This window comes from Clostridium sp. AF21-20LB (assembly GCF_003478795.1).
Lineage (GTDB): Bacteria > Bacillota > Clostridia > Lachnospirales > Lachnospiraceae > Otoolea > Otoolea fessa.
Genome location: NZ_QUGD01000019.1, coordinates 19258 through 41961 on the forward strand (window position 1 = coordinate 19258; position 22704 = coordinate 41961).

General features: G+C 47.7%; 22 protein-coding genes. 17 read left to right on the plus strand and 5 right to left on the minus strand.

Annotated features, from left to right (window positions below; translation table 11 throughout):
- Position 1: 1 nt before the first annotated feature.
- The 10 genes from DWX76_RS10080 to DWX76_RS10125 all read left to right on the plus strand — a co-directional run bounded on the left by DWX76_RS10080 (position 2) and on the right by DWX76_RS10125 (position 9545).
- Entirely contained in the window at positions 2-658 is a 657-nt protein-coding gene (locus tag DWX76_RS10080) for a stage III sporulation protein AF (RefSeq protein WP_118570594.1), read from the plus strand.
- Entirely contained in the window at positions 633-1313 is a 681-nt protein-coding gene (locus tag DWX76_RS10085; RefSeq protein WP_118570595.1) for a stage III sporulation protein AG, read from the plus strand. The genes DWX76_RS10080 and DWX76_RS10085 overlap by 26 nt, the downstream gene beginning before the upstream one ends.
- Positions 1314-1327: 14 nt before the next feature.
- On the plus strand, positions 1328-1768 hold the full coding sequence (locus DWX76_RS15135) for a SpoIIIAH-like family protein (RefSeq protein ID WP_412693875.1): 441 nt from the start codon (positions 1328-1330) through the stop codon (positions 1766-1768).
- Positions 1765-2058 (plus strand): SpoIIIAH-like family protein, encoded by a 294-nt coding sequence (locus tag DWX76_RS15140; protein WP_412693878.1) that lies wholly within the window; start codon positions 1765-1767, stop codon positions 2056-2058. The genes DWX76_RS15135 and DWX76_RS15140 overlap by 4 nt, the downstream gene beginning before the upstream one ends.
- Before the next feature lie 307 nt (positions 2059-2365).
- The gene (locus DWX76_RS10095) at positions 2366-2755 is read left to right on the plus strand and encodes an Asp23/Gls24 family envelope stress response protein (protein ID WP_118468531.1); all 390 of its coding nucleotides are present in this window, start codon (positions 2366-2368) and stop codon (positions 2753-2755) included.
- Between the two features lie 518 nt (positions 2756-3273).
- Positions 3274-4410: a sodium ion-translocating decarboxylase subunit beta gene (locus DWX76_RS10105; protein WP_118570597.1), complete on the plus strand. Its 1137-nt coding sequence runs from the start codon at positions 3274-3276 to the stop codon at positions 4408-4410.
- A gap of 347 nt (positions 4411-4757) precedes the next feature.
- Positions 4758-5930, plus strand: coding sequence for a M14 family zinc carboxypeptidase (locus DWX76_RS10110; protein ID WP_107001325.1), 1173 nt, complete (start codon positions 4758-4760; stop codon positions 5928-5930).
- Between the two features lie 259 nt (positions 5931-6189).
- Positions 6190-7155, plus strand: coding sequence for an alpha/beta hydrolase (locus DWX76_RS10115; protein WP_107001326.1), 966 nt, complete (start codon positions 6190-6192; stop codon positions 7153-7155).
- A gap of 33 nt (positions 7156-7188) precedes the next feature.
- A complete protein-coding gene (locus DWX76_RS10120) occupies positions 7189-8016 on the plus strand; it encodes a DUF6282 family protein (protein ID WP_270228527.1) in 828 nt (275 codons plus the stop codon).
- Positions 8017-8162: 146 nt separating this feature from the next.
- The gene (locus tag DWX76_RS10125) at positions 8163-9545 is read left to right on the plus strand and encodes a sodium/glutamate symporter (protein ID WP_107001328.1); all 1383 of its coding nucleotides are present in this window, start codon (positions 8163-8165) and stop codon (positions 9543-9545) included.
- An 88-nt stretch (positions 9546-9633) separates the two neighbouring features.
- Here DWX76_RS10125 and DWX76_RS10130 read toward each other — a convergent pair whose 3' ends face one another.
- The 3 genes from DWX76_RS10130 to DWX76_RS10140 all read right to left on the minus strand — a co-directional run bounded on the left by DWX76_RS10130 (position 9634) and on the right by DWX76_RS10140 (position 13246).
- Entirely contained in the window at positions 9634-10584 is a 951-nt protein-coding gene (locus DWX76_RS10130) for a DMT family transporter (RefSeq protein ID WP_118492498.1), read from the minus strand.
- A 250-nt stretch (positions 10585-10834) separates the two neighbouring features.
- Positions 10835-12403: a BCCT family transporter gene (locus tag DWX76_RS10135; protein ID WP_107001330.1), complete on the minus strand. Its 1569-nt coding sequence runs from the start codon at positions 12401-12403 to the stop codon at positions 10835-10837.
- Entirely contained in the window at positions 12404-13246 is an 843-nt protein-coding gene (locus DWX76_RS10140; protein WP_233430262.1) for a carbon-nitrogen hydrolase family protein, read from the minus strand. It abuts the gene before it with no gap.
- 254 nt (positions 13247-13500) lie between these two features.
- Between DWX76_RS10140 and DWX76_RS10145 the strand changes: the two genes are divergently transcribed.
- Together DWX76_RS10145 and DWX76_RS10150 are read left to right on the plus strand one after the other, a co-directional pair.
- The gene (locus tag DWX76_RS10145) at positions 13501-13896 is read left to right on the plus strand and encodes a MurR/RpiR family transcriptional regulator (protein ID WP_118492494.1); all 396 of its coding nucleotides are present in this window, start codon (positions 13501-13503) and stop codon (positions 13894-13896) included.
- The gene (locus DWX76_RS10150) at positions 13836-14366 is read left to right on the plus strand and encodes a MurR/RpiR family transcriptional regulator (RefSeq protein ID WP_147353853.1); all 531 of its coding nucleotides are present in this window, start codon (positions 13836-13838) and stop codon (positions 14364-14366) included. Before DWX76_RS10145 ends, DWX76_RS10150 begins: the two co-directional genes overlap by 61 nt.
- Before the next feature lie 43 nt (positions 14367-14409).
- On the opposite strand, the gene DWX76_RS10155 is transcribed toward DWX76_RS10150, so the two are convergent.
- A complete protein-coding gene (locus tag DWX76_RS10155) occupies positions 14410-14904 on the minus strand; it encodes a DUF5721 family protein (protein ID WP_107001332.1) in 495 nt (164 codons plus the stop codon).
- 355 nt (positions 14905-15259) lie between these two features.
- On the opposite strand from DWX76_RS10155, the gene htpG reads away from it, so the two are divergent.
- The 5 genes from htpG (at position 15260) to DWX76_RS10180 (ending at position 21289) form a co-directional block, all read left to right on the plus strand.
- A complete protein-coding gene (gene htpG, locus DWX76_RS10160) occupies positions 15260-17263 on the plus strand; it encodes a molecular chaperone HtpG (RefSeq protein ID WP_118492490.1) in 2004 nt (667 codons plus the stop codon).
- A gap of 210 nt (positions 17264-17473) precedes the next feature.
- Positions 17474-17740, plus strand: a complete 267-nt coding sequence (locus tag DWX76_RS10165) for a hypothetical protein (RefSeq protein WP_117796879.1) — start codon at positions 17474-17476, stop codon at positions 17738-17740.
- Positions 17741-17788: 48 nt separating this feature from the next.
- Positions 17789-18856 (plus strand): type II CAAX endopeptidase family protein, encoded by a 1068-nt coding sequence (locus DWX76_RS10170; RefSeq protein WP_182429770.1) that lies wholly within the window; start codon positions 17789-17791, stop codon positions 18854-18856.
- 261 nt (positions 18857-19117) lie between these two features.
- Positions 19118-19960 (plus strand): DegV family protein, encoded by an 843-nt coding sequence (locus DWX76_RS10175; protein ID WP_118570600.1) that lies wholly within the window; start codon positions 19118-19120, stop codon positions 19958-19960.
- Positions 19961-20029: 69 nt separating this feature from the next.
- Positions 20030-21289: a CapA family protein gene (locus DWX76_RS10180; RefSeq protein WP_243022531.1), complete on the plus strand. Its 1260-nt coding sequence runs from the start codon at positions 20030-20032 to the stop codon at positions 21287-21289.
- Between the two features lie 2 nt (positions 21290-21291).
- Here DWX76_RS10180 and DWX76_RS10185 read toward each other — a convergent pair whose 3' ends face one another.
- The gene (locus tag DWX76_RS10185) at positions 21292-22230 is read right to left on the minus strand and encodes a TIGR01212 family radical SAM protein (RefSeq protein ID WP_118492487.1); all 939 of its coding nucleotides are present in this window, start codon (positions 22228-22230) and stop codon (positions 21292-21294) included.
- Positions 22231-22704: the final 474 nt, after the last annotated feature.

Genomic DNA, 22704 nt, shown 5'->3' on the forward strand with positions numbered 1-22704 from the left:
GATGGAAGTAATTACTCACTGGGCGGGGAATATCGTCAGTTATCTAGTGTTTCTGACCGTTCTGACCGGGCTTTTGCCCGCACATAAGTATGAAAAATATATCCGTCTGTTTGCGGGCTGTATCCTGCTTCTGATTGTGCTGAAGCCGCTGACGGACGGGCTGCGTCTGGAGGAGCGGCTGAATTATCTGTTTACATCTCTTTCGTTTGAAAATGAAGCGGGCGAGCTGAAAAGTGAGATGGATGAGATAGAGGTGCGGCGTAGAAATATGGTTTTGAGCCAGTATGAGGCGGAAGCGTCCAAGGAGGCAGTGCGGGTGGCAGCGGAAGCGGGATTTTCCGTGGAAAAGGCGGACGTAGAGCTGGAAAAAGATCCGGAGTCGGAGCAATTTGCCTCGGTGCGGAGTGTGACGGTGTATGTGGCGGGAAGTGAGGCGGGGATGGAAGCGGCGGAACGGGAGGATCCGAGTTCGATGATTGAAATAGAAAAAATTTCCCCGATTGAAATTTCACTTGAACAGGAGCAGAAGCAGGGAGAACCCGCCGCCGCGCAGGCAGTTTCTTGGATGAATGGGGAAAAGATTTGGGAGCTTCAGCAGCGGCTGGCATCGTTTTATCAGGTGGAGGCGGATCATGTGGAAGTCAGGATGGAACCTTGACAGGGAATGGGTCAAACGAAATGAAAAATGGCTGATTTTGCTGGTGCTTGGGCTGGCAATTCTGATCTTATATGCGCCGTTTGGGAAGAAGACGAGTGAGACGGGAGTCTGGCAGTCAGGGGAAAGATGGGCGGAGAGTGGAACAGGAACAAACTCTGGGAATAGAGCAGGGCAGGACAAAAATGGAAGTTCAGAAGAGAGTGGTTCGGATGTCGAAACAGGTCTGTCAGGCACTGCATCCAGGCAGGACACGAACCGCATCTACGAGCTTCGCCTGGAGCAGCGGATCCGGGACGTTTTAAAGAAGGTGGACGGCGTGGGTGAGGTGGATGTGATGCTGACTCTGTTTTCTTCTTCGGAAAAGGTGCTGCGGGTGGATAAGGAGAGAAGCCGGTCGGCCACCTCGGAGACGGATTCTTCGGGTGGTACGCGGCAGCAGGCGGATGAATCGCTGCGGGAGAGCACCGTGCTGGCGGGAAGTTCAGGCAGCGGGGAACCGGTAGTTGAAAAAGAGCTGGCACCGGAGATTTCCGGTATCGTGATCAGCGCACAGGGAGGAGGAAATGCGTCGGTACAGAAGGAAATTTCGGAAGCGATGCAGGCATTATTCGGACTGCCGGCACATAAAATAAAAGTATTAAAGCGGGTGGAATAAAGGAGTATGCAAATATGAGAATGAAGATGAAACGCGTTTTCAGGAGAAATCAAATCATCATCACGACGCTGGCGATCATGATTGCGGCGGCGGGGTATCTCAACTATGCGGGAAAATCTGATCTGCCGGGGGCGGATACATATGAAGCGGGGGCGACCAAGATTTCAGATAGCGATATATATTCGGAAAATCAGGCGGTGTCTGGAAGCGTGGCGGACGGTGAATATGAGGAGATTGCAAGTCTTGACGATCCGGGAGAGGGCGATCCGCTGGCAGCAGGCAGTGAGGAGGGCACAGCGCAGGGAGCGGCGGACGGAGAGGAGGCATCTGCGGACAATCCGGCAGTCGATAACCCGGGCGAGGCGGTTTTGACAGGCGGAACCGGCGTGGCAGAGTACATAGCAATGTACAGCTCAGCCGTGAACAGATCCGCGCCAAGAACCGCGAAGCGCTGAATGCCCTGATTAACAATGAAAATCTGGATGCGTCGGCAAAAGAGGCAGCCGTTCAGGATATGCTGGCACTCAATGCGATAGCGGAGAAGGAAAATGCAGCGGAAACGCTTCTGATGGCGAAAGGATTTGCCGATCCGGTTGTCAGCATCACGGATGGAAAAGTGGATGTCGTTGTCAACGCGCCGTCCATCACAGATCCGCAGCGCGCGCAGATCGAGGATATTGTAAAACGGAAAACCGAGATATCGGCGGAAAATATCGTGATTTCCCTTTTAAACCTGGGAGATTGAGGAAGTTCGGATGAGTTAATGTTCACGGGTAGGCACTTTTGGAACCGAAAGTGCCGTAAGAAAACGTGGTGGCAGCAGGAATTTGCCGTATTAAAATGCGAAGCCACGGCAAATTCCGTTACTGGGCACGTATGCGTGAACAGTAACTCGGATGAGATTCGAACCGGAAATGCCTTTGCAAACTCCTGTATTTTTGGTATAATAAAAACACTTAATTGAAATGTATTTCTGGAAGTATTCGAGCATCTGTTTTTTGTGGGAAGAGAAGATTCCGGGCGTACATGGAAGTGGTCAGGAGGGATTTGGAATGGCGAGAGAAGCAGAAGATAGAAGCACACATATCGTATATGAAAAGGACCGCATTGGAGAAGTGAAAATTGCCGATGAGGTAGTGGCGATCATCGCAGGTCTGGCAGCGACCGAGGTAGACGGTGTCGATTCGATGGCTGGCAATATCACAAATGAACTGGTCGGAAAGCTCGGCATGAAAAATTTGAGCAAGGGCGTGAAAGTGACCGTAACCGAGGATCATGTGGTTGTGGATCTGTCCTTAAATATGAAATATGGCTACAGCATCCCGGCAGTCAGTGAAAAGGTGCAGGACAAAGTAAAGACAGCGATTGAAAATATGACCGGTCTGATGGTTCTGGAAGTTAATATTAAGATCGCGGGTGTCAATATGCCGGCGGAAGCATAGCAGGTTTCGTGTTTTCGTAGCTTTTCATTTTCTTAACACAAAATACTCAGTTTGACCTTGACGGGGAAAAAACCGTATGATATGATGATCGCGTTAAAAGGGAGTAGTTATAACCATGTAACCAACAGACCCTGAGGATAGTAAACCTCATGGTTACATGCCTTGTGTAAGTCAGATGGCAGTGTGCTTTTGTAACAAAAAGCGTGTGCCGTATGATTCAAATGTGAGGAACAAGACTTTTAGCATATGTGGATGAAACGTATGCTGAAAGTCTTTTTGTTTTCATAGGAAATTGAGTTCTATGAAACAAAAAAGCGCTCCGCGAGGATGCGCACTCGCGCGAAGCAGAAACATGTCGCAAGCGACCGCGCTCGGCGCGAGAATGTGCCAAGGCACATTCTTTTATGGATGCATGTCTGGCGCGAAGCAAGACAGCTGCCAGAGCAGGTGTATCTTGGCAAGGGGCTCCAGGAAACAGAATATTTATGAAGGAAAACAAAATTAACAGGAGGAACAACATGGAATTTTTATGGGAAGGCGTCATGGCGATCACGCCGCAGCAGTTTGTGATGTATCTGATCGGCGGGCTTTTGATCTGGCTGGCGGTCAAAAAGGAATACGAACCGGCGCTGCTTCTGCCGATGGGATTCGGCGCGATCATGGTAAACCTGCCATTATCCGGCGTCATTAATCAGGTGACGGAGGGCATCGGGGAGACACCGGGTATCATACAGTGGCTGTTTGAGACGACGATCGGCGCGTCGGAGGCGCTTCCGATTCTGCTCTTTATCGGAATCGGGGCAATGATTGACTTTGGACCGCTTCTGTCACAGCCGATCATGTTTTTATTTGGTGCGGCGGCGCAGTTTGGCATTTTCTTTGCGATCTGTGCGGCATCGCTGATGGGATTCGAACTCAGGGATGCGGCGTCGATCGGAATCATCGGTGCGGCGGATGGACCGACTTCCATTCTGGTTTCCCAGATCATGCATTCCAACTATGTGGGCGCAATCGCGGTGGCGGCGTACTCCTACATGGCGCTGGTGCCAATCATCCAGCCATTTGCGATCCGTCTGGTGACGACGAAAAAAGAACGCCAGATTCACATGACCTACAGTCCGAAAAATGTGTCCAAAACGACCAAGATCGTATTTCCGATTGTGGTTACTATCATTGTCGGACTGATTTCTCCAGCATCGGTGGCGCTGGTCGGATTTCTGATGTTTGGAAACCTGATCCGTGAGTGCGGCGTGCTTCCGGCACTTTCCCAGACGGCACAGAACGAGCTGGCAAACCTGATTACCCTGCTGCTTGGCATCACGATTTCGTTCAGCATGCGTGCGGACGCGTTTGTGCGGATTGACACGCTTCTGATTATGGGAATCGGTCTGATTGCATTTATCTTTGATACGATCGGCGGTGTGCTGTTTGCTAAATTTATGAACCTGTTTTTGAAGACGAAAATCAATCCGATGATCGGTGCGGCGGGCATTTCCGCATTCCCGATGTCCTCACGCGTGGTGCAGAAGCTGGCGATGGAGGAGGAAAAGGGAAATATTATCCTGATGCATGCGGTCGGCGCCAATGTATCGGGGCAGATCGCCTCGGTCATCGCGGGCGGACTGGTCATTAAGCTGGTAAGCCAGTATTTGTAATATAGGTCTGTCGGGCAGATAAAATGGAAAAGGAAGGCTGCACTTGAATGATGAAAAATCAAGAGACAGCCATTGCACTGATTGAGATGGAGGAAAATATCGGATGTGGAATAATTTTTTGATTTCGCTGGCAATTATGGGAAAAGGAATGGCGGGAATTTTCGTCGTTGTCCTGATTATTACGGCAGTGGTGCTGATTTTAGGTAAGTTAAAGTAAAATATAAATTGGAAAAAGTATCTTTCTTTTTTCTTTCAGTTTTGTGCAGTTCGTTGACATTCGACAGAGGTAAATCTATAATAGAAACATTGTTTGTAAGAGTTTGAAAGGGCTAGAAGGAGACATGAGAATGAGTCAACGAAATAAAATTCAGCGCCTGCTGCGAAAAGGCGCTTTGGCAACTTGTTTATCCCTGTCAGTTGTGTGCAGCAGCTTATCGGCAGTTACAGCGTATGCAGGACCGGCGGATGATCCGGCAGCGGCAGCACCAGTGATCGGACCGGGCGGTCCGGGAACCACGAACGCGAATGCGGGACAGCAGGCGGATAATTCCTATTATAATCAGACGTTATCCAATCCGGTTGTCAATCCGGTGGATAAGTATTCCTATAGCCAGATGGTAAACGATATTTCGGCGCTGGCAAGCCGTTATCCGGGAACAGTGACCGTGAAATCGATTGGAAAATCGGCGGACGGACGTGATATCTACGATGTGATTGTCGGCAATCCGAACGCATCCAAGAAGATTTTGTTCCAGGGGGCGATTCATGCCAGAGAGTATATCGTTGTACCGCTGATGATGCAGCAGCTCGAGTATCTGGCAGCTGGATTTACGAATAATGGTACCTATATGACGCAGCCGCTTTCTAACATATTGGGACAGGTGGCATTTCATTTTGTGCCGATGCTGAATCCGGATGGAGTCACGATCAGCCAGATGGGCGAGAATGGTATCCAGTCGGAGGAACTGCGCCAGACGATGCAGGCGGCGTACGCGGCGGACAAGGCATCCAGCCGGACAACGGTCAGCTATGAAGAGTATATGAGACGCTGGAAGGCGAATGCACGCGGTGTCGATCTGAACTATAACTTTGCGGCAAACTGGGAGGGAATCAATGTGTCTTTAACCCATCCGTCTGCAAATGGTTATAAGGGAACCAACCCACTGTCAGAGCCGGAGAGCCAGGCAATCGCGAACTTGATTCAGGGAACGGGATTCAATGCGGTTATCAACTATCATGCGATGGGAAATGTGATTTACTGGGATACGCAGAACAACCAGAAAGCGGCAGAGTCCAAGGCGCTGGCAAACGCTGTTCATGCCTTGAATGGTTATTCCGTTCTTGGAAGCAAGGGCGTCGGCGGCTTGAAGGACTGGCTGCAGCAGGCAGCAGGCATCCCTGGTATCACGATCGAGGTAGGACGTTCCACTTGCCCGGTATCTTTCTCGGAATATCCGGCGATCTGGAACCAGAATAAGGCAGTCCCGGCAACGCTGGGATATTATGTGGCGACACATTGATGATGGAATAAAATGAAGATTAGATAGAAAAAGGATGTGCGACTGGAGTTGGAAGTGGTCGTGCATCCTTTTTTGTTTCAAGATTTGGAACGAATCAACAAAAACAGGAAGCTAAAACTATACAAAATGGAAAATACATTCTTTTTTCGAAAATATGGTTGACAAATTCTGCAACATGATCTAATATAAAATCACAAAAGGAACAAAAATTCCATAAACGACAAAAAAGAACAAATTAAATGAAATGGAGGATTTCAACATGAAAACAAGAGAAGTTGTATTCTACAGCGAAGGCGCAAAGATGGTAGGAGATATTTATCTCCCGGATGATTACAAAGAGGGCGAGAAGAGACCAGCAGTTCTGTGTAACTCTGGATGGACCGGCGTTAATAAGTGCTATCCGGCACTGTTTGCAAGAGCTTTAACAGCAAGAGGATTTGTATGCATGGGCTTCGATTACAGAGGATTTAAGCCGAGTGAGAATGTTCATCCATGCCTGCCGAAGTACACAACCCTTGAGACAGAGGTTGAAGACGTGGCAAACGCATTTACCTTTATGCAGATTCAGCCGGAAGTAGATCCGGAACGCTGCGGACTTCTTGGATGGGGTGTCGGCGGTGCTGTATGCGTAACCGTTGCAGCGCGTGACAAGGAAGTAAAAGCGATTGCAACCCTGAACAGCTTTGTAAATGGCGAGCGCTGGATGCGTGACGGCATGGGAAATGATAAGTTTGGAAAGAGCGTTGCACGCCTCAGAGAAGACCGTATCAAGAGAATTACAACCAACGATCCGGTTCTGATGCATCCGTACACCGATTATCCGAACATCACAGAGAGCGGCGATTTCTATACAGACCATGTATTAAAAGAGATCAACGGCGGTATCGGCGATTCTGTCAACAAGGATAACGGCGAGGAGTTCCCGACCCCGATGAGCACCGCAATCGGCGAGAGCTTCATCCGTTTCAACGTAGAAGACCTGCTTCCGAGAATCGCACCGCGTGCTGTCTTTGTAGGTCATGGCTATTATAACGAGCTGCATCAGCGTGTAGAGGCGGAAGAAGCATACCGTCTGGCACAGGAGCCGAAGCAGTTATACTATGTAGATGGCAAGCACAATGAGTGGATGTTCGACGACGATCCGAAGTTCCAGGCACTGGCTGACGCGCTGGCAGCATTCTACAAGGAGAATCTGAAAGCATTCCAGTTTGGTTTACAGAAATAATCTATGGACAGAGAAAAAGAGATTGCATATTTAATGCAGGGAGCGTATGACCTCCATATGCACGCAGCCCCGTCCCCCTTTCATCGAGTTTTGGATGATTACGGGCTGTTAGAAGAAGCCGGGAGAGCCGGAATGGCAGGAATTATGCTGAAATCTCACTATGAGTCCACGATTGCGCGGGCAATTCTGGCTAATATCCACTGTGCTTCGTGTACGAAAGCCTATGGCGGTCTGGTGTTAAACTGGCCAGTCGGAGGACTCAATCCATATGCGGTTGAAAATGCGATGAAGCGCGGATGCCGTATCGTGTGGATGCCGACCCGGGACGCAAAGAACTCTTTGTGTTCCGGGAATATGCCGGGAGATTTCTTTGACCGCTCTGGAATCTCTATCCTGACCGAAACAGGGGAGCTGAGGGCGGAGGTTTTGGAGATTTTGAGGATTGCCAGAAAGTATGATGCGGCAGTCGCGACCGGGCACATCAGCCCGGAGGAAAGTATTCTCCTGTGTCAGGAGGGAATCCGGCAGGGAAACCGTATGGTTCTGACACATCCAGAATTTCCGCGGACGCGTGTCGATGTAAAAACGCAGAAACAGCTGGCAGCTCTGGGCGTTTATATTGAAAAATGCTGGTATAATGTGGCAGAAAAGGAATGCACGGCGCAGGAGATGGCAGACCATATCCGGGTAGTCGGAGCAGAACACTGTTTTATGGTAACGGATCGGGGGCAGACTTCAAGAGAACACCCGGTGGAAGCGATGAAGTTGTTTATGCAGACATTGCTGGATGAGGGAATCACGGAAGATGAGATTTATGTGATGACGCATACGGTGCCCCGGAAGGTGCTGGGAGAGTTATAGTAAATTTGATAATTGAATATGAAAAAATAAAAAGGTCAGAAATCAATTATAAGTTTACTTATAAGAATTCTTGACCTTTTTATTTCTTTCGAGAAGTACTTTTAAGAAGGTAAGGGATAATATAGTGTACTGGAAGGAGGATATCTATGGAATATACCAATATGTCGTTTCTATATGATTTTGCATTTATGTCGCTGCTGCTGATTATAGCCCAGTTCCTGCGTTCCCGTATAAAATTTTTGCAGATGTTTTATATTCCAGCGTCTGTTCTGGCAGGTCTGATGGGACTTGTCCTGGGACCGCAGTTTTTAAACGTGATTCCGTGGAGCGGTAAAATAGGAAGTTATGCTTATATGCTGGTATGTGTATTATTTGGCGGTTTGTTCCTGGGGAAAAAAGATAAAACCAATGTAAAACAGATTCTGACAAAGGTGGGCGATTCCTTTTGTGTCAATATGGGAGCTGAATTTTTCTGTTTTGGTATTGCACTGCTGGTAGGCGGCGCACTGATGAAAATTTTGTTTCCAAATGTATTTACAGAAATTGCCCTGCTGATGCCATCTGGATTTTGCGGTGGACATGGCTATGCTTCAACGATTGGAACGGCACTTAACAATTCACTGGGACGTGAAGATGGCGTTGTACTGGGGCAGACGTTTGCAACCGTGGGCCTGTTAGTTGGTTTGTTTGTAGGAATTGCCTGTATTAACTATGCAACCAGACATGGAGGAACACGTCTGGTAGAAAAAGCGGAATCTCTTCCGGAAGAGTGCCGCACAGGAATCGTTCCAGTAGGTAAGAGAAATTCGATGGGAGAAGAAACCATCAATCCAATGAGTATGGATCCGTTGGCATTTCATCTTGCACTCACGCTGACTGCAACACTGTGTGGTTATAAGTTCTACGATTTTTATAAACAGTTCTTACCGAATGTAGAATTACCGGTTATGTGCCTGGCAATGATATTTGGTGTCATTATTAACACGATTATAGGGCATACTCGTTTTAAAGACAGTATTGATGAGCATGTGGAAGGACGGATTGGTTCGATGGTAACCGATTATCTGGTTGGCTTTGGTGTGGCATCTATTTCTATTTCTGTTGTACTCGAATTTGCAGGTCCGATTTTACTTTTATGTGTATTAGGACTGCTGACCTCCCTGTTTTTAGTATTTGTAGTTGGACAGAAGCTGTTCCGAAATTTCTGGTTTGAGCGTTCTATTTTTGTATTTGGATGGACAACGGGTGTTGTGGCAATTGGTGTTACGCTGCTTCGAATTGTAGACCCGGAAGGAAAGAGCGGAACGTTAAATGATTATGGATATTCGTACACGCTTCAGTCCGTGATTGAGGTGTTTATCATTGCATTTACACCAATTTTGGCGGTTTCCATGGGATGTATTGCAGTTGGTGCGATTGAGACGGGAATAGCGGTGGTACTTTTCCTGATATGTGCAAAATGCTTTGGTGTACATAAGGAGAAGATGAATGAGCTTCGGGAAGGCGAAGCAGAAGTTATGAGTAAATAAGCTTTCGTATATTATGAAAAAATGTGTGGTTGGACATGAAAATGAATAGCCACACATTTTTTATTGATAGAAAATTCGCCTCGGAAGTTTATTTAATGTAGGTGAAATAAAGGAGAATGATGGGAGGAAGAAAATCTCCCATTTTTATGGTGAAGTGCATTGACACCCAGATCCCCAGAAGTACGAGTACAAGACCAAAGAATTCACGGAAGCCGAAAGGCTCTCTCAGAATAATAACGCCTGTAAGTACAGCTGTAGCAGTGGAGATGCCGCTGAAGCTGGATGCAGTAGCCATGGTCATATGGGTAAAAATTACATTCCGCAGTGCTGATGCATAAAGTGAGGAGCCAATGGATAAGGCAAGAAGGCAGCCGATGATAACAGGATCCGAGAGCGGACGAAATAATTCGGTGAGCTCGTTAGAAACCAGGTGCTTTATCAGAGAAATACTTCCATAAATAGCAAACATAGCGAAGCTCATGGCATAGGTAATGTCCAGAGGTGTCAGATGGTTTCCGAGCTTCCGGATACAGAGATTTAAGGAGGAGGACATAAAGGCAGCCATCAACAACAGGAAAAAGCCCCATACGGTTGCAGCTTTATCCTCAGAATTTCCGGCAACAATGAAAACACCTAAAAAGCTAAGAAGAATAAAGAAAAATTGTCCTGCAGAGGGCTTTTCATGGAAAAACGGAATGGCAAGTAAGGTGGTAATTAGCGGGATTAATGCCAGAACCACACTTGCTTTCCCAGAAGGATAGAAGCACATGCCGGTGGTTTCAAAAAAGCCATTAAGCAGCTGGAAAATACAGATAGGAAGAATAGATATGCCCATATCACGAAGAGAACGCAGATGAATTCGTCCGGTATGTTTTAAGGCGTAAAGTATCACAAGACAGATTGCAAAACGAAGCGCAATTAGTAGTGCAGTATCTCCATTTAGGCGTGCAGTTAAGATTTTTAGCGGTAAATAAGAGATACCGAATAAGAAATTGTATAGGATAGCTCCCAAGATTGGATTAGTTTGTGCAAATTTCATGACATCCCTTTCAATATGATATAATATGAGCACTTAGTGAGGTGTTTTCGAACTTAGTGCGAGTCATATCTAAGCACTTAATGAAGCCGAGCCAAAGGCGAAAGCTGAATTTAGTACTTATGATATAATGATAAATGGTTCAATATAGGAAATATATGTTAAAGAAACCTCTGTAATCAAGGAAGAATTGCAGAGGTTTCTTTATTTTTTATGTTTTTAAATTTTATGTGAATGTTTTTAATTTGAAAGGCTATGCCTTATCAGAACTGCCAGCGTCTGTTTTGTCAAATTTCTTATAATTTTTAATCAGAATTCCCAGACTGGCGGTTGCGCCGATCATGATGAGGGCGGCGAACATTCCGCCGAAGTTTGCGATGATCTTGACACCATTGACACCAACGGTTGCGATCATGATATAGCCGACTGCCATCGGAACGACACACCATACAAGCTTTAACCACATCGGGGAGTCCGGGGAGTCTGGGTTGATGCCCTGTGTAGAGATACCAGCCATGGCGATGCAGTTGGAGTTGCAGGCGGTAATGGTGCTGAGGAAGATCAGAACCACGAATAACGGGATGATCAGATTTCCAAGTGGAAGTGCGCCTAACATATCATAAGGAACATTTTCAACACCGCGGTCATAAGATGCAACGAGGTCGAACAGTCCGGAGGTCTGTACCCACAGGGAAGTACCGCTGACTAAAACCATCCAGATAGCACTGACAGAAGCACAAAGACCTACATATAATCCAAGAACGTGTTTTACCTTGCGTCCATAAGCGATCTGTCCCATGAAAGCTCCGGAGGTCGGTGCCCATGCCATCCAACTGAACCAGTAGAACGTGGTCCACCACTGCGGCCACTGGGTTCCAACGGATTCACCGGTGATTAAGATACGTTCAATAAAGGTACCTGCGAAACCACCCAATGCCTCGGTAGAGAGGTTGAACAGGAAGGAGGCATTTGAAAATACCAGCAGGAAAATCAGGAAAATGGCAAAGCCGTATACATTGATATTGGAAACGTGCTTCATGGCTTTCTGGATACCGGAAACAGCAGTTGCAACGGTAACGGCTGCAACCACGATGCCAACCATAAACCAGAGTCGGGCATTAGACGGAAGACCGAATATTTTAGAGATACCGCCGGAAATATTCATGAATGCCTGTGCGACGGAACCAGCCATACCGGCGCCGATGGCAAATAAGGTGATTGCGTCGATGGTTTGCATCCAGCGAGGATGGTAGCAGCGGTCGCCCAGAAGAGGGGAAACTTCACTGGCGATGGAATACGGCTTTTTTGCGTTATAATACATGAAAGCAAATACAACAGCCGGAACCGTATACATACAATACGGAACGATCGTCCAGTGAAGGAACATGGTTTCCATGGCAAATTTCAGGGAACCGCTGGTAGAAGGTTCAACGCCGTATAATTCGGTCGGCGGATACGCGTAATGTGCGATCGGTTCTCCTGGTCCCCAGAAGAGGACACCGGCTGCCATGGTCGTTGTAAGGGCGATAGTAAACCAGGAAAAATTGCTCAGTTCTGGTTTGGCGTCCTCACCGCCGATTCGTACATCGCCAAATTTGGAAAACATGGCAACAACGGCGACGATTACGATTGCAAGGGCGAGAATGCTGGCAGCCCAGCCGAGATTTTTGATGATCCAGTTGTTGATATTATTGATGACTCCCAGAAAAGTTTCCTGATCGACAAGGCTTAAAACAAGGAACGCGACCAGAATAATAAATGGCGGGAAAAAGGTCATGATGCGAATTTTTGAGTTTTCATTTTTAGCATTTTTATCAGTCATTTATGATTCCTCCTTGTAGGGTGTATCCCAGATAGGACGATAGTCCTCCGGGTGGCGGTCGGTCAGAACGGTATTAAAATCACGTTCTTTTGCAATCCGGTTTAAATCAACGCTTCCATATAAAATAGCTTCTTCCTGGACGCCGCAGCTGTCAATCCGTTCTCCAATAGGACTTACCAGCTGGCTTTTTCCTGCGAAGATCTCATCGCCGGACAATCCACAGCGGTTGACTGCGGCTATGTATACAAGATTGTCCAGGGCACGGCACGCAAGGTTTAAATCCCACCATTCTTTGAAATAGTAGCTGGCGCGCCATGCGGCCGGGACTAAAACCAGTTCGGCACCGGCCAGTGTCAGCAGGCGGACGGTTTCTGGAAAGCATACGTCGTAGCAGATGACGACGCCGATCTTTCCGAGTTTTGTCTCAAAGACCGGGTACTGGGTGCCGCGCTGCAGATAAGTTCGTTCGTCTCCGACGGGATGCGTTTTTGAATAATGCCCGAGAATCGTGCCGGTATCATCGATCAAAAAAGCAGAGTTTTCGACTCCAGATGGGGTGGAAAAAAGAATCGGAGCCAGAATAAAGACTGAAAGTTCCTTTGCCAGACTACGCATCCGTGTCAAGGAAGGTCCATCTTCGATTTCGGCGAGCTTCATCATATCTGGGATGCAGGTGCCGAGATAGCCGACATTAAATACCTCTGGCAGACAAATCAATTTTGCCCCGTGAGCGGCTGCTTCCCGGATCTGTTTCTCTGCTTTGTCAAGATTATTAGAAACATGGAACAAATCGCAGTTCATCTGGAGCATGGCGATTTGGTAAGGTGATCGAGTTTGTTGCATTTGAGTATCCCTTTCCTAAAATAGAATATTTATTCCATAAACGACATTTATGATATGATTATAGAATTTGTAAAGGAATAAATCAACCAAAATACAATAATAAAGAATAAAATTTACCTTTTTTACAAAGAAATCCTCCGAAATTTGTCTGCTTTGACGAAAAACAAATGTCAAATTGACGAATTTGTAAGGAAAGTATATAATAAAACCAAACGAAAATCGAGTGAGAATCTTGGAATGAATGAGGATAAACGATGGGCAATGAAGTATTGGAACAGATCATAAAAATCAAGGACGCCGTACCGAAAAAACAGAGAATTCTCTGCAATTATCTGGCGCTGAATTATGAAAAGATCGGCGTGATGACGGTGGCGGAACTGGCGGAAAATGCGGGTGTGGGAAGCACGACGGTCATGCGTCTGGTACAGCTTCTGGGCTTTGACAGCTACACTACATTTAAGAAAGCATTGGCACAGGAATCGCTTTTGAAAAATACAACGCCGTACCGTAGCCTGCGGCAAGAATTTTCCCGTACCTCGGAGACGGCGAGCCGGGATACGTTCCATATGCGATCGCGGACGGAATCCAGGTGCTTGAAAATCTCTGTACGCCGTCAAACATTTCCCAGTTTGAGGCGGCAATCCAGCTGATGCTGGAATCAGATCAGCTCTATATATTGGGAATGCGTTCCAGCAAGGCGCTGGCGCTGTATTTTGAATATGTGGCAGAGCGCTTTTATCCGCATATCCGCCAGCTCAGCCGGGAGGAAGAGTTTGTCTATGACCGGATTGCAATCAATACGACGCCGAAGGATGTGCTTTTAGTGTATTCGGTCTGGCCATGTACGAAAAAGACGATTCGTGTGGCAGAGTTAGCACATAACCTGGGAATCCCGATGATACTGATCACAAATACAAGCTTAAATCCATTGGTAAAGATCGCAGATGTAGTGATTGATACGAATTCTGTGAACCATCCGAGCGGTGATACTGCTTTGATGCTGGTAACGGAGGCGCTCATGAGTGAACTGGGAAGACGGACCGCACCGGAATCCATGAAGAATATTGAAAAGATCGAACAGGCATTGAATGACAATGGACTGATTCTCTGGGAGAATTAATCGAAGATGTGTAACTGGAAATTCCGATAAAACAGGGCTGCCGTTATTCCTCAAACGGCAGCTCTTCTTTTCGCAAAAATGTCCGGATCGACTCGTCCCACTCGCGTTCCAGCGTCTTGTCTAACGTAAATTGGTTGAGCGACAGCCCGGTGACACAGCTTAAATGCTGGTTTTCATAATGAATATTTAAGAACAGTCCGCCGACCTGCTCCGGGAGCCATTGGCTTTTGCGGGCGGTCAGAAACTGTTCGGTGGCAGCTTTCGGAAGCTTCAAAATGATGGAGAAGCGCTCCGGAAGCTTTTTTCCTTTTATGAGGGAAAAACAGAACGGGCGCAGAGTTTTCCAGGTTGAATATTCTTCAATCTGCCCCTCGGCACGCTCTTCTTCGGAATAAAAGCTTTTATGGACGCGTCCGTCGATGGAGAAGGTGTTGAACGTTACGATCTCCGCTTCCTTGAGCAGAAAGCGGTCAAATGTCTCTCCGATGAACAGTTTCTTGGTAAATAATTTTATATCACAGATATTGCAGGCAATCATATGTGTCCTCGCTGAGATGGTAAATTCGTTATTTTCTGTGTAATGTAGAAACAATAACGTAGATTCTATTTTATCGCAGGCGGGAGGGGGACGCAAGTGACTTCTTATTGGCAAGACGGAGAATTTTAAAATTTATTAGCACTCAACAAAAATGAGTGCTAATTTTCTATTGACATCTTGGAACGCTGGTATTAAAATAAGAGTCACGGTGATGGAAAATCACAAAAAAAGAATTTTACAAGCGTATATTTATGTAGCTGGATAGCAGGATTGGACGCGGCAGAGTGAAACTGCCAGACTCCATTTCCGGGAGCGGATATCCACTGTATTTTGCAATCAAAAGGAGTGTATAGATATGGCAGCAAAAACAGGAAGTTTATCAATCAACAGCGAGAATATTTTCCCGATCATTAAGAAATGGCTTTATTCCGATCATGATATTTTCTATCGTGAGCTGATTTCCAACGGATGCGACGCGATCACGAAGCTGAAAAAGCTGGCGCTGATGGGCGAGTATGAGGAGCCGGGGGAGACGGAGTATAAGATTCAGGTTACCGTCAATTCCGAGGACAAGACGATTACCGTCGAGGATAATGGTATCGGTATGACTGCCGAGGAAGTGGAAGAGTACATTAACCAGATCGCATTTTCCGGTGCACAGGATTTCCTGGCAAAATATAAGGACAAAGCAAACGAAGACCAGATCATCGGTCATTTCGGTTTAGGTTTCTATTCTGCATTCATGGTAGCGGACAAGGTTACGATCGATACTCTTTCTTATAAGAAAGACGCAGAGCCGGTTCACTGGGAGTCTGAGGGCGGCACTGAGTTTGCGATGGATAAGGGCGATAAGGAAGGCAATGGTACCAAGATTGTCCTTTATTTAAATGAAGACAGCACTGAGTTCTGCAATGAGTATCGCGCACGTGAAGTCATCCAGAAGTACTGCTCTTTCATGCCGGTTGAGATTTACCTGAAAAATGCAACGGCAGAGCCGGAGTATGAGACGATCGAGAAGGATCAGCTGACCGATAAGGACACCATCGTTGAGACGGTGGTCGAGGAAGCAAAGACCGAGGAAAAGGAGAAAGAGGACGGCACGAAAGAGACCGTGGAGGTATCTCCGAGAACCGAGAAATATAAGATCCTGAAACGTCCGGTGGCACTGAATGACATTCACCCGCTGTGGAACAAGCATCCGAACGAGTGCACCGAGGAAGAGTACAAAGAATTTTACCGCAAGGTATTTATGGATTACAAGGAACCGCTGTTCTGGATTCACCTGAACATGGATTATCCGTTCAACCTGAAAGGAATCCTGTACTTCCCGAAGATCAACATGGAGTATGAGAGCATCGAGGGCACCATCAAGCTGTACAATAACCAGGTATTTATCGCGGATAATATCAAGGAGGTCATTCCGGAGTTCCTGATGCTCTTAAAGGGTGTGATCGACTGCCCGGATCTGCCGTTGAATGTATCGAGAAGTGCGCTGCAGAATGATGGATTTGTAAAGAAGATTTCCGATTACATCACCAAGAAGGTAGCGGACAAGCTGACCGGTATGTGCAAGACAGACCGTGAGACCTATGAGAAATATTGGGACGATATCGCTCCATTTATCAAATTTGGCTGCTTAAAGGATCAGAAATTTGCTGAGAAGATGGATGATTACATCATCTACAAGAACCTGGACGGAAAATATCTGACGCTGAAAGACTGCATGGATAAGGCGAAAGAGGAAGGTCATGAGAACCAGATCTACTATGTAACAAATGAGAAAGAGCAGAGCCAGTACATCAACATGTTCAAGGCAAACGGACAGGATGCGATCATCATGTCTCACAGCATTGATAATCCATTCATCAGCCAGGAAGAGCAGAAGCATGAGAACCTGAAATTCCTGCGTATTGATGCCGATGTCAATGACACGCTGCGCGAGGAAGTGAAGGAAGAGGACAAGGAAGCGCTCAAGAAACAGGAAGAGACGCTGACAGAGACCTTCAAGAAAGCACTGGGCGATGATAAGCTGCAGGTAAAGGTTGAGAAGCTGAAGGATGCTGAGATTTCTTCGATGATCACCCTGTCGGAGGAAACACGCCGTATGCAGGATATGATGAAGATGTACAACATGGGCATGGACGCGTCGATGTTCGGCGGCAGCGGTCAGGTGCTGGTACTCAACGCGAACAACAAGCTCGTTCAGTACGTCTTAGAGCACACGGATGGCGAGAATACGCCGAAGATCTGCGAACAGCTCTACGACCTGGCACAGCTCAGCCACGGTTCCCTGACACCGGAGCGCATGACGAAGTTTATCGCACGGTCGAATGAGATTATGGGTATGATGCTGAACTAAGGGCGTCTGGTTTAGGACTGTTTTATATAGGAAAATATGTTAAAATATCATATATGATATGATAACGGAGCTGCTGCACGTAAATGTGGCAGCTCTTTTATTACCTGTCGTAAGAGAGCAAATGGGATTCACTATTTCACGAATTTAGTATTTATGATAGAATAGGAGCACTTAGCAAGGTTTTTTCAGATTTGACGGGGAGGTGCGTGTATGTTTGGAATCGGAGGATGGAAACAGGTTGGCGCGACGTTTGATATGAAACGGCAGGCGGCGATCCGGGAGCAGCTGGAACAGGCGGGAATTGAGTATCAGGTCAAGGTGCAGAACCGTCTGAAAGCGGGCGTGCTTTCCGGCAATCAGCGGGCGAGGCTGGGAAGTGCGGGAGAAAATGCGGCATCGGAACGGGAATATCTGTTTTATGTGCAGAAAGCAGAGGAGGAAAAGGCGCGCCGTGTGATAGAAAGCGCCGGAAGATAAAACAGGTATTTTCTGGGAATGAAAGACCTGAATGACGAAGGAGAGAAAATGGGAGAGGGAAAATGGAATGAATCGGATCTTTGGCAGCGGGAGGCAGAAGAAAATGGTCTGCAAACGGAACCTGAGCTGCAGAATGCGGTTCAGAATCCGAAACAAATCCGAAAAACCTGCCGCCGCGAGGTGCGCCGTGTCTGCAATGCCCTCGGCTGGGCGCTGGCATTTTTCAGCGTGATGACGGTGCTTGTCAGCATACTTCTGGAAGTGGCTGGCAACGTATGGGCGGACGGAGGCGTGATCAGTACGTTTTTGAACCGGATGGTAAATGCAGCGTGGTATGAGGACGGCGGAAGCACGCTGGTCATATATGCGCTGGTTCTTCCATTCGTATTTTTAATTCTGCGCCTTGTCCCGGAAGAACGGGCAGAGAAAATGAAGATTAGTTTCCTGCAGTTCTGTATGTTTTTTATTTTGGCACAGGGATTTGGAACTATCTTTAACCTGCTGGGAAATGCAATCAATGATGCGGTGGCGGCAAGTAGCGGCGGCGATGCATCCGCGATGAACCCGGTCAACGAGATGCTGGATTCGCTCTCGCCGGTAATGATTTTATATGTAGGGTTTTTAGGACCCATTATTGAGGAATATATCTTTCGATGGAAACTCTTAAACCGATTGCGCCGTTTTGGCGATAAGGCGGCTATCACCTACACGGCGCTGATGTTTGGTCTGATGCACGGAAATGTGACGCAGTTTCTCTATGCGGCGGTGATTGGCGTGGTTCTGGGATATGTGGCGGTGAAGACGGGACGGATGCGTTATAACTGTCTGCTGCATATTCTGATCAACAGCTGGTCGTTAGTGATAGCGATGCTTGGAACACAGGATACGCTGCTGCCGCTGTTTATCACGTTTCTGATGACCGGGTTTATGGGCTGCACGATCATCGGGGCGTTTGTTCTGCTGATTTTCAATTTCCGGAAAATCCGGCTGTCCGATGGGGCACTCCCAGAGGGTGTGAAATTCCGCAATATATGTGGGGCAATGTATGGGAATCTCGGGACAGTGGCATTTATTCTGGTAAGTTTGATTACGATGGCGTTTTTCTTGTCGAGATGATGTGGTGGTCAGTTGCTGTTCACAAGCAGGCACTTTTGGAAGTGAAAGTGCCGTAAGATAACGTGGTGGCAGCAGGAATTAGTTGTATTTAAATGCGAAGCCACGGTAAAATCTGTTACTGGGCACGTGTGCGTGAACAGTAACGCTGTTCACGTGTTTGTCGTGTATTTCACTGGATTATGCTTGACTTCCTACTGTGTGATTACTATAATAAATAGTAATGAATACTACGTGATGTGAATTGCGTAACGGGAGGACGTTATGTTATATAAAATTATTGGTGACAGCTGCATGGATTTGACGGAGGAACTGAAATTGGATCCGCATTTTCAGATGATTCCGCTGACCCTGCAGATAGGGGATTACAAGGTAACGGATGATGAGACATTTAACCAGAAGGAGTTTCTGGCAAAGGTAAAGGCAAGTCCCGAGTGCCCGAAGACGGCGTGCCCTTCACCGGAGAGATTCAAGGAAGCATTTGAGGGCGAGGCAGAATATATTTTCGTGGTAACGCTTTCGAACCATCTGAGCGGCTGCTACAACTCGGCGGCTTTGGCAAAACGCCTTTATGAGGAAGAGAACGGAACGGACGGGAAGAAGATTGCAGTCATTGATTCCCTGTCGGCGTCGGCGGGCGAGTTAAATATTGCGCTGTTCATCCGGGATCTGTGCGAGAAAGGTCTTCCGTTTGAGGAGATCTGCAGGCAGACGGAGGCATATCGGGATTCGATGAACACGTATTTCGTCATTGAGACACTTGATTTCTTAAAGAAAAATGGTCGTCTGACCGGTTTGACGGCTTTTATCGCGTCGGCGCTGAATATCAAGCCGGTTATGGGCGCGGACAGCGGTACGATCATCAAGCTTGATCAGGCGCGCGGCATGACCCGGGCGCTCGACCGGATGGCGGAGATTGCGTGCAAAGAGGGCGGCGATACCACAAGCAAACGTCTGGTGATCGCACACTGTAATAACCCGGAACGTGCTGAGCACGTGAAAGAGATCATGTGTAAACGGGCAAACTTCCGTGAGGTAGTGATCACGAATACGGCTGGCGTTGCAACCGTATATGCGGGCGACGGCGGAATCATTATGACACTGTAGGGAGAAAGAGTGGGTGATGACAGCTGGAAAGGTGGAAAACGCCGGACAGCTGCGATTGATTGAGGAAAAATGAAGCATACATTTTTTAGTAAATGCACGAAAATGCCGTTCAGATACCGGACGGCATTTCTTTTATCCAGAATTGGAAATTTGACAATTTTGGCAGGAATGACGCTTTTGCTTGGCGGATGCCAGGCGGGAGGTTCCATATGGAAAGAGACAATCTCATTGGAGCCAAAAGACAAAACGGTATCGGAAGAAACGCTTGATCCGGAAACAGATATAGACGGGCAGGTGGAGTCAGAACAGGTAGATGGCGCGGAACTGAGGGTGGAAATGCAGGGGCAGGGTGAATCCGGCAAACTTGAGTCAGAACCGGGAGAAAATGATTCAAATGAGTGTTCGCTTCTGTTTGCCGGAGATATCTATTTTTCCAACCATGTTTTAAATGCCTACGACCGTGTGGGAGGTATCGGTGGCGTCCTCGGAGAGAGCTTGCGGGAGACGATCGCGGAGTCTGATATTTTTATGGCAAACCTGGAATTTCCGTTCAGCGACCGGGGAACACAGGCGGCGGATAAACAGTTTACGTTCCGGGTATCGCCGTCCCGCGTGTCTATTTTACAGGAGATCGGACCAGACATCGTGACGGTGGCGAACAACCATGCGCTAGATTACGGCACGGACGCACTGCTGGACACGTGCGATACGCTGGACAGTGCCGGGATTTTGCATGTTGGGGCGGGAAAAAATCTGGAAGAGGCGAAACAGCCGCAGATCATTGAGAAAAATGGAAAAAAGATTGGTTTTCTGGGCGCGTCGCGCGTCTTTCCGACGGGCGGATGGGCGGCAGGATCGTCGCATCCGGGCATGTTTTCGGCGTATGACACGGCTTCGGTCGTGCAGGAGATCCAGAAGGTAAAGAAAGAGTGTGATTATCTGGTTGTCTATGTCCACTGGGGTATCGAGCGGAACACGCAGCCAGAGGCGTACCAGCGGGAGATGGGACATCAGTACATCGACGCGGGCGCTGATCTGGTGGTTGGCAGCCATCCACATGTGCTGCAGGGGATTGAGCTGTATCATGGAAAATGGATTCTGTACAGTCTGGGAAATTTTGTGTTCGGAAGTTCGATTCCGGAGACAATGCTGGTGCAGGCGTCGCTAGATGCACAGGGAGAGACGGCGCTTTCGATTGTGCCTGCAACTTCATCTGCCGGATATACGAGAGAGCTGGATGTGGGGAAGAAAGAGGCGTTTTACCAGAAGATACAGGGGCTTTCGGACGGCGTGCAGATTGATGAGAATGGAAAAGTGCAGGTGCAGTAAAATCAATTCGTGAAATCCTGCCCCTGAAAACACCCGCTTTCCCGCAGTGCCTTGGAAAACGTATTCAAAAACGCCCGCTTATTTCCACTCCATTCCGGTGCGACCAGCAATTTTTTCGGTCCATCGCCACTGATCCGGTGGATGACCATATCGGGCGGCAGCAGGCGGATACATTCGATCAGCAGCTCAATGTATTCGTCCATTGAAAAGACCGGAAAAGGTGCCTGTTCGTAGAGCTCTGCCAGCTTCGTGCCGCGTAAAATGTGGAGAAGCTGAAGTTTGATGCCGTCGATAGCAGGCTGGAAATCGGCCAGATAGCGGACGGTATCGAGCATCTGAGCTTTCGTTTCATCAGGCAGCCCCAGAATGACATGGACGATGACGGTCAGACCGGCGGATTTCAGTTCACGGACGGCATTTTCAAAGACTGGGAGGGAATAACCGCGCTGGATGCGCGCAGCACTTTCCTCATGGATGGTCTGAAGTCCCAGTTCCACCCAGACCGGTTTTCGGCGGTTTAAGCGGGCGAGAAGCTCCAGGACATCCGGCGGCAGGCAGTCCGGGCGGGTTCCGATGGACAGGGCAGCCACGTCCGGGTGGGCGATTGCTTCGGAAAAAAGCGGCTCCAGATAGGAGACAGGCGCATAGGTATTTGTGTAGGACTGGAAATATGCGACATATTTTCCACCCTTTATTTTATTTGCGACATGCGCCTTTGCCGCTTCGATCTGTTCGGTCACGGAAGTGTGAGCCGGCTCTGCAAAATCGCCGGAACCGCCGTGGCTGCAGAAGATACAGCCGCCCGTTCCCAGCGTACCGTCCCGGTTGGGACAGGTCATGCCGCCGTCGAGCGCCAGCTTGTAGATTTTCTGCCCAAATTGGTCTTTCAGCCATGCGTTTAACGAATAGTAGGGACGACCGTCGGAGTAGCAGCGGGGCATGGAGGAATCCGGCTGTTTGCCGGAGGTGGTGGATGCAGGATGGAATGTTTCGGGTAATGATAGGTATGTTTGAGTGGTTTGCTTCATACGGACTCCTGTGTTTTACTATATAAATGAAAGCTTACCAGAACCACAGCATTTTGTAAATACACGAAAGAATATCGTATTGAGGCATTTTGAGGAAAATGATATAATGAGCGCAGAAGAAAAGAATGCGGCTGCGAAGCAGACATATTCTTTTCTTGCGCCATTAACGAACGAACAGCCATGCGAAGCAGGGCGGTAGAGCGCGATAGCGCGGGTTCGTGAGTTATGATATAATACATACAAGAAGTCAGATTGAATCAAAATATCTGAAATCATAATCATATAAAGGGAACAATTGTTAATGTTCCCGGGTAGGCACTTTTGGAACCGAAAGTGCCGTAAGAAAATGTGGTGGCAGCAGGAATTTGCCGTATTAAAATGCGAAGC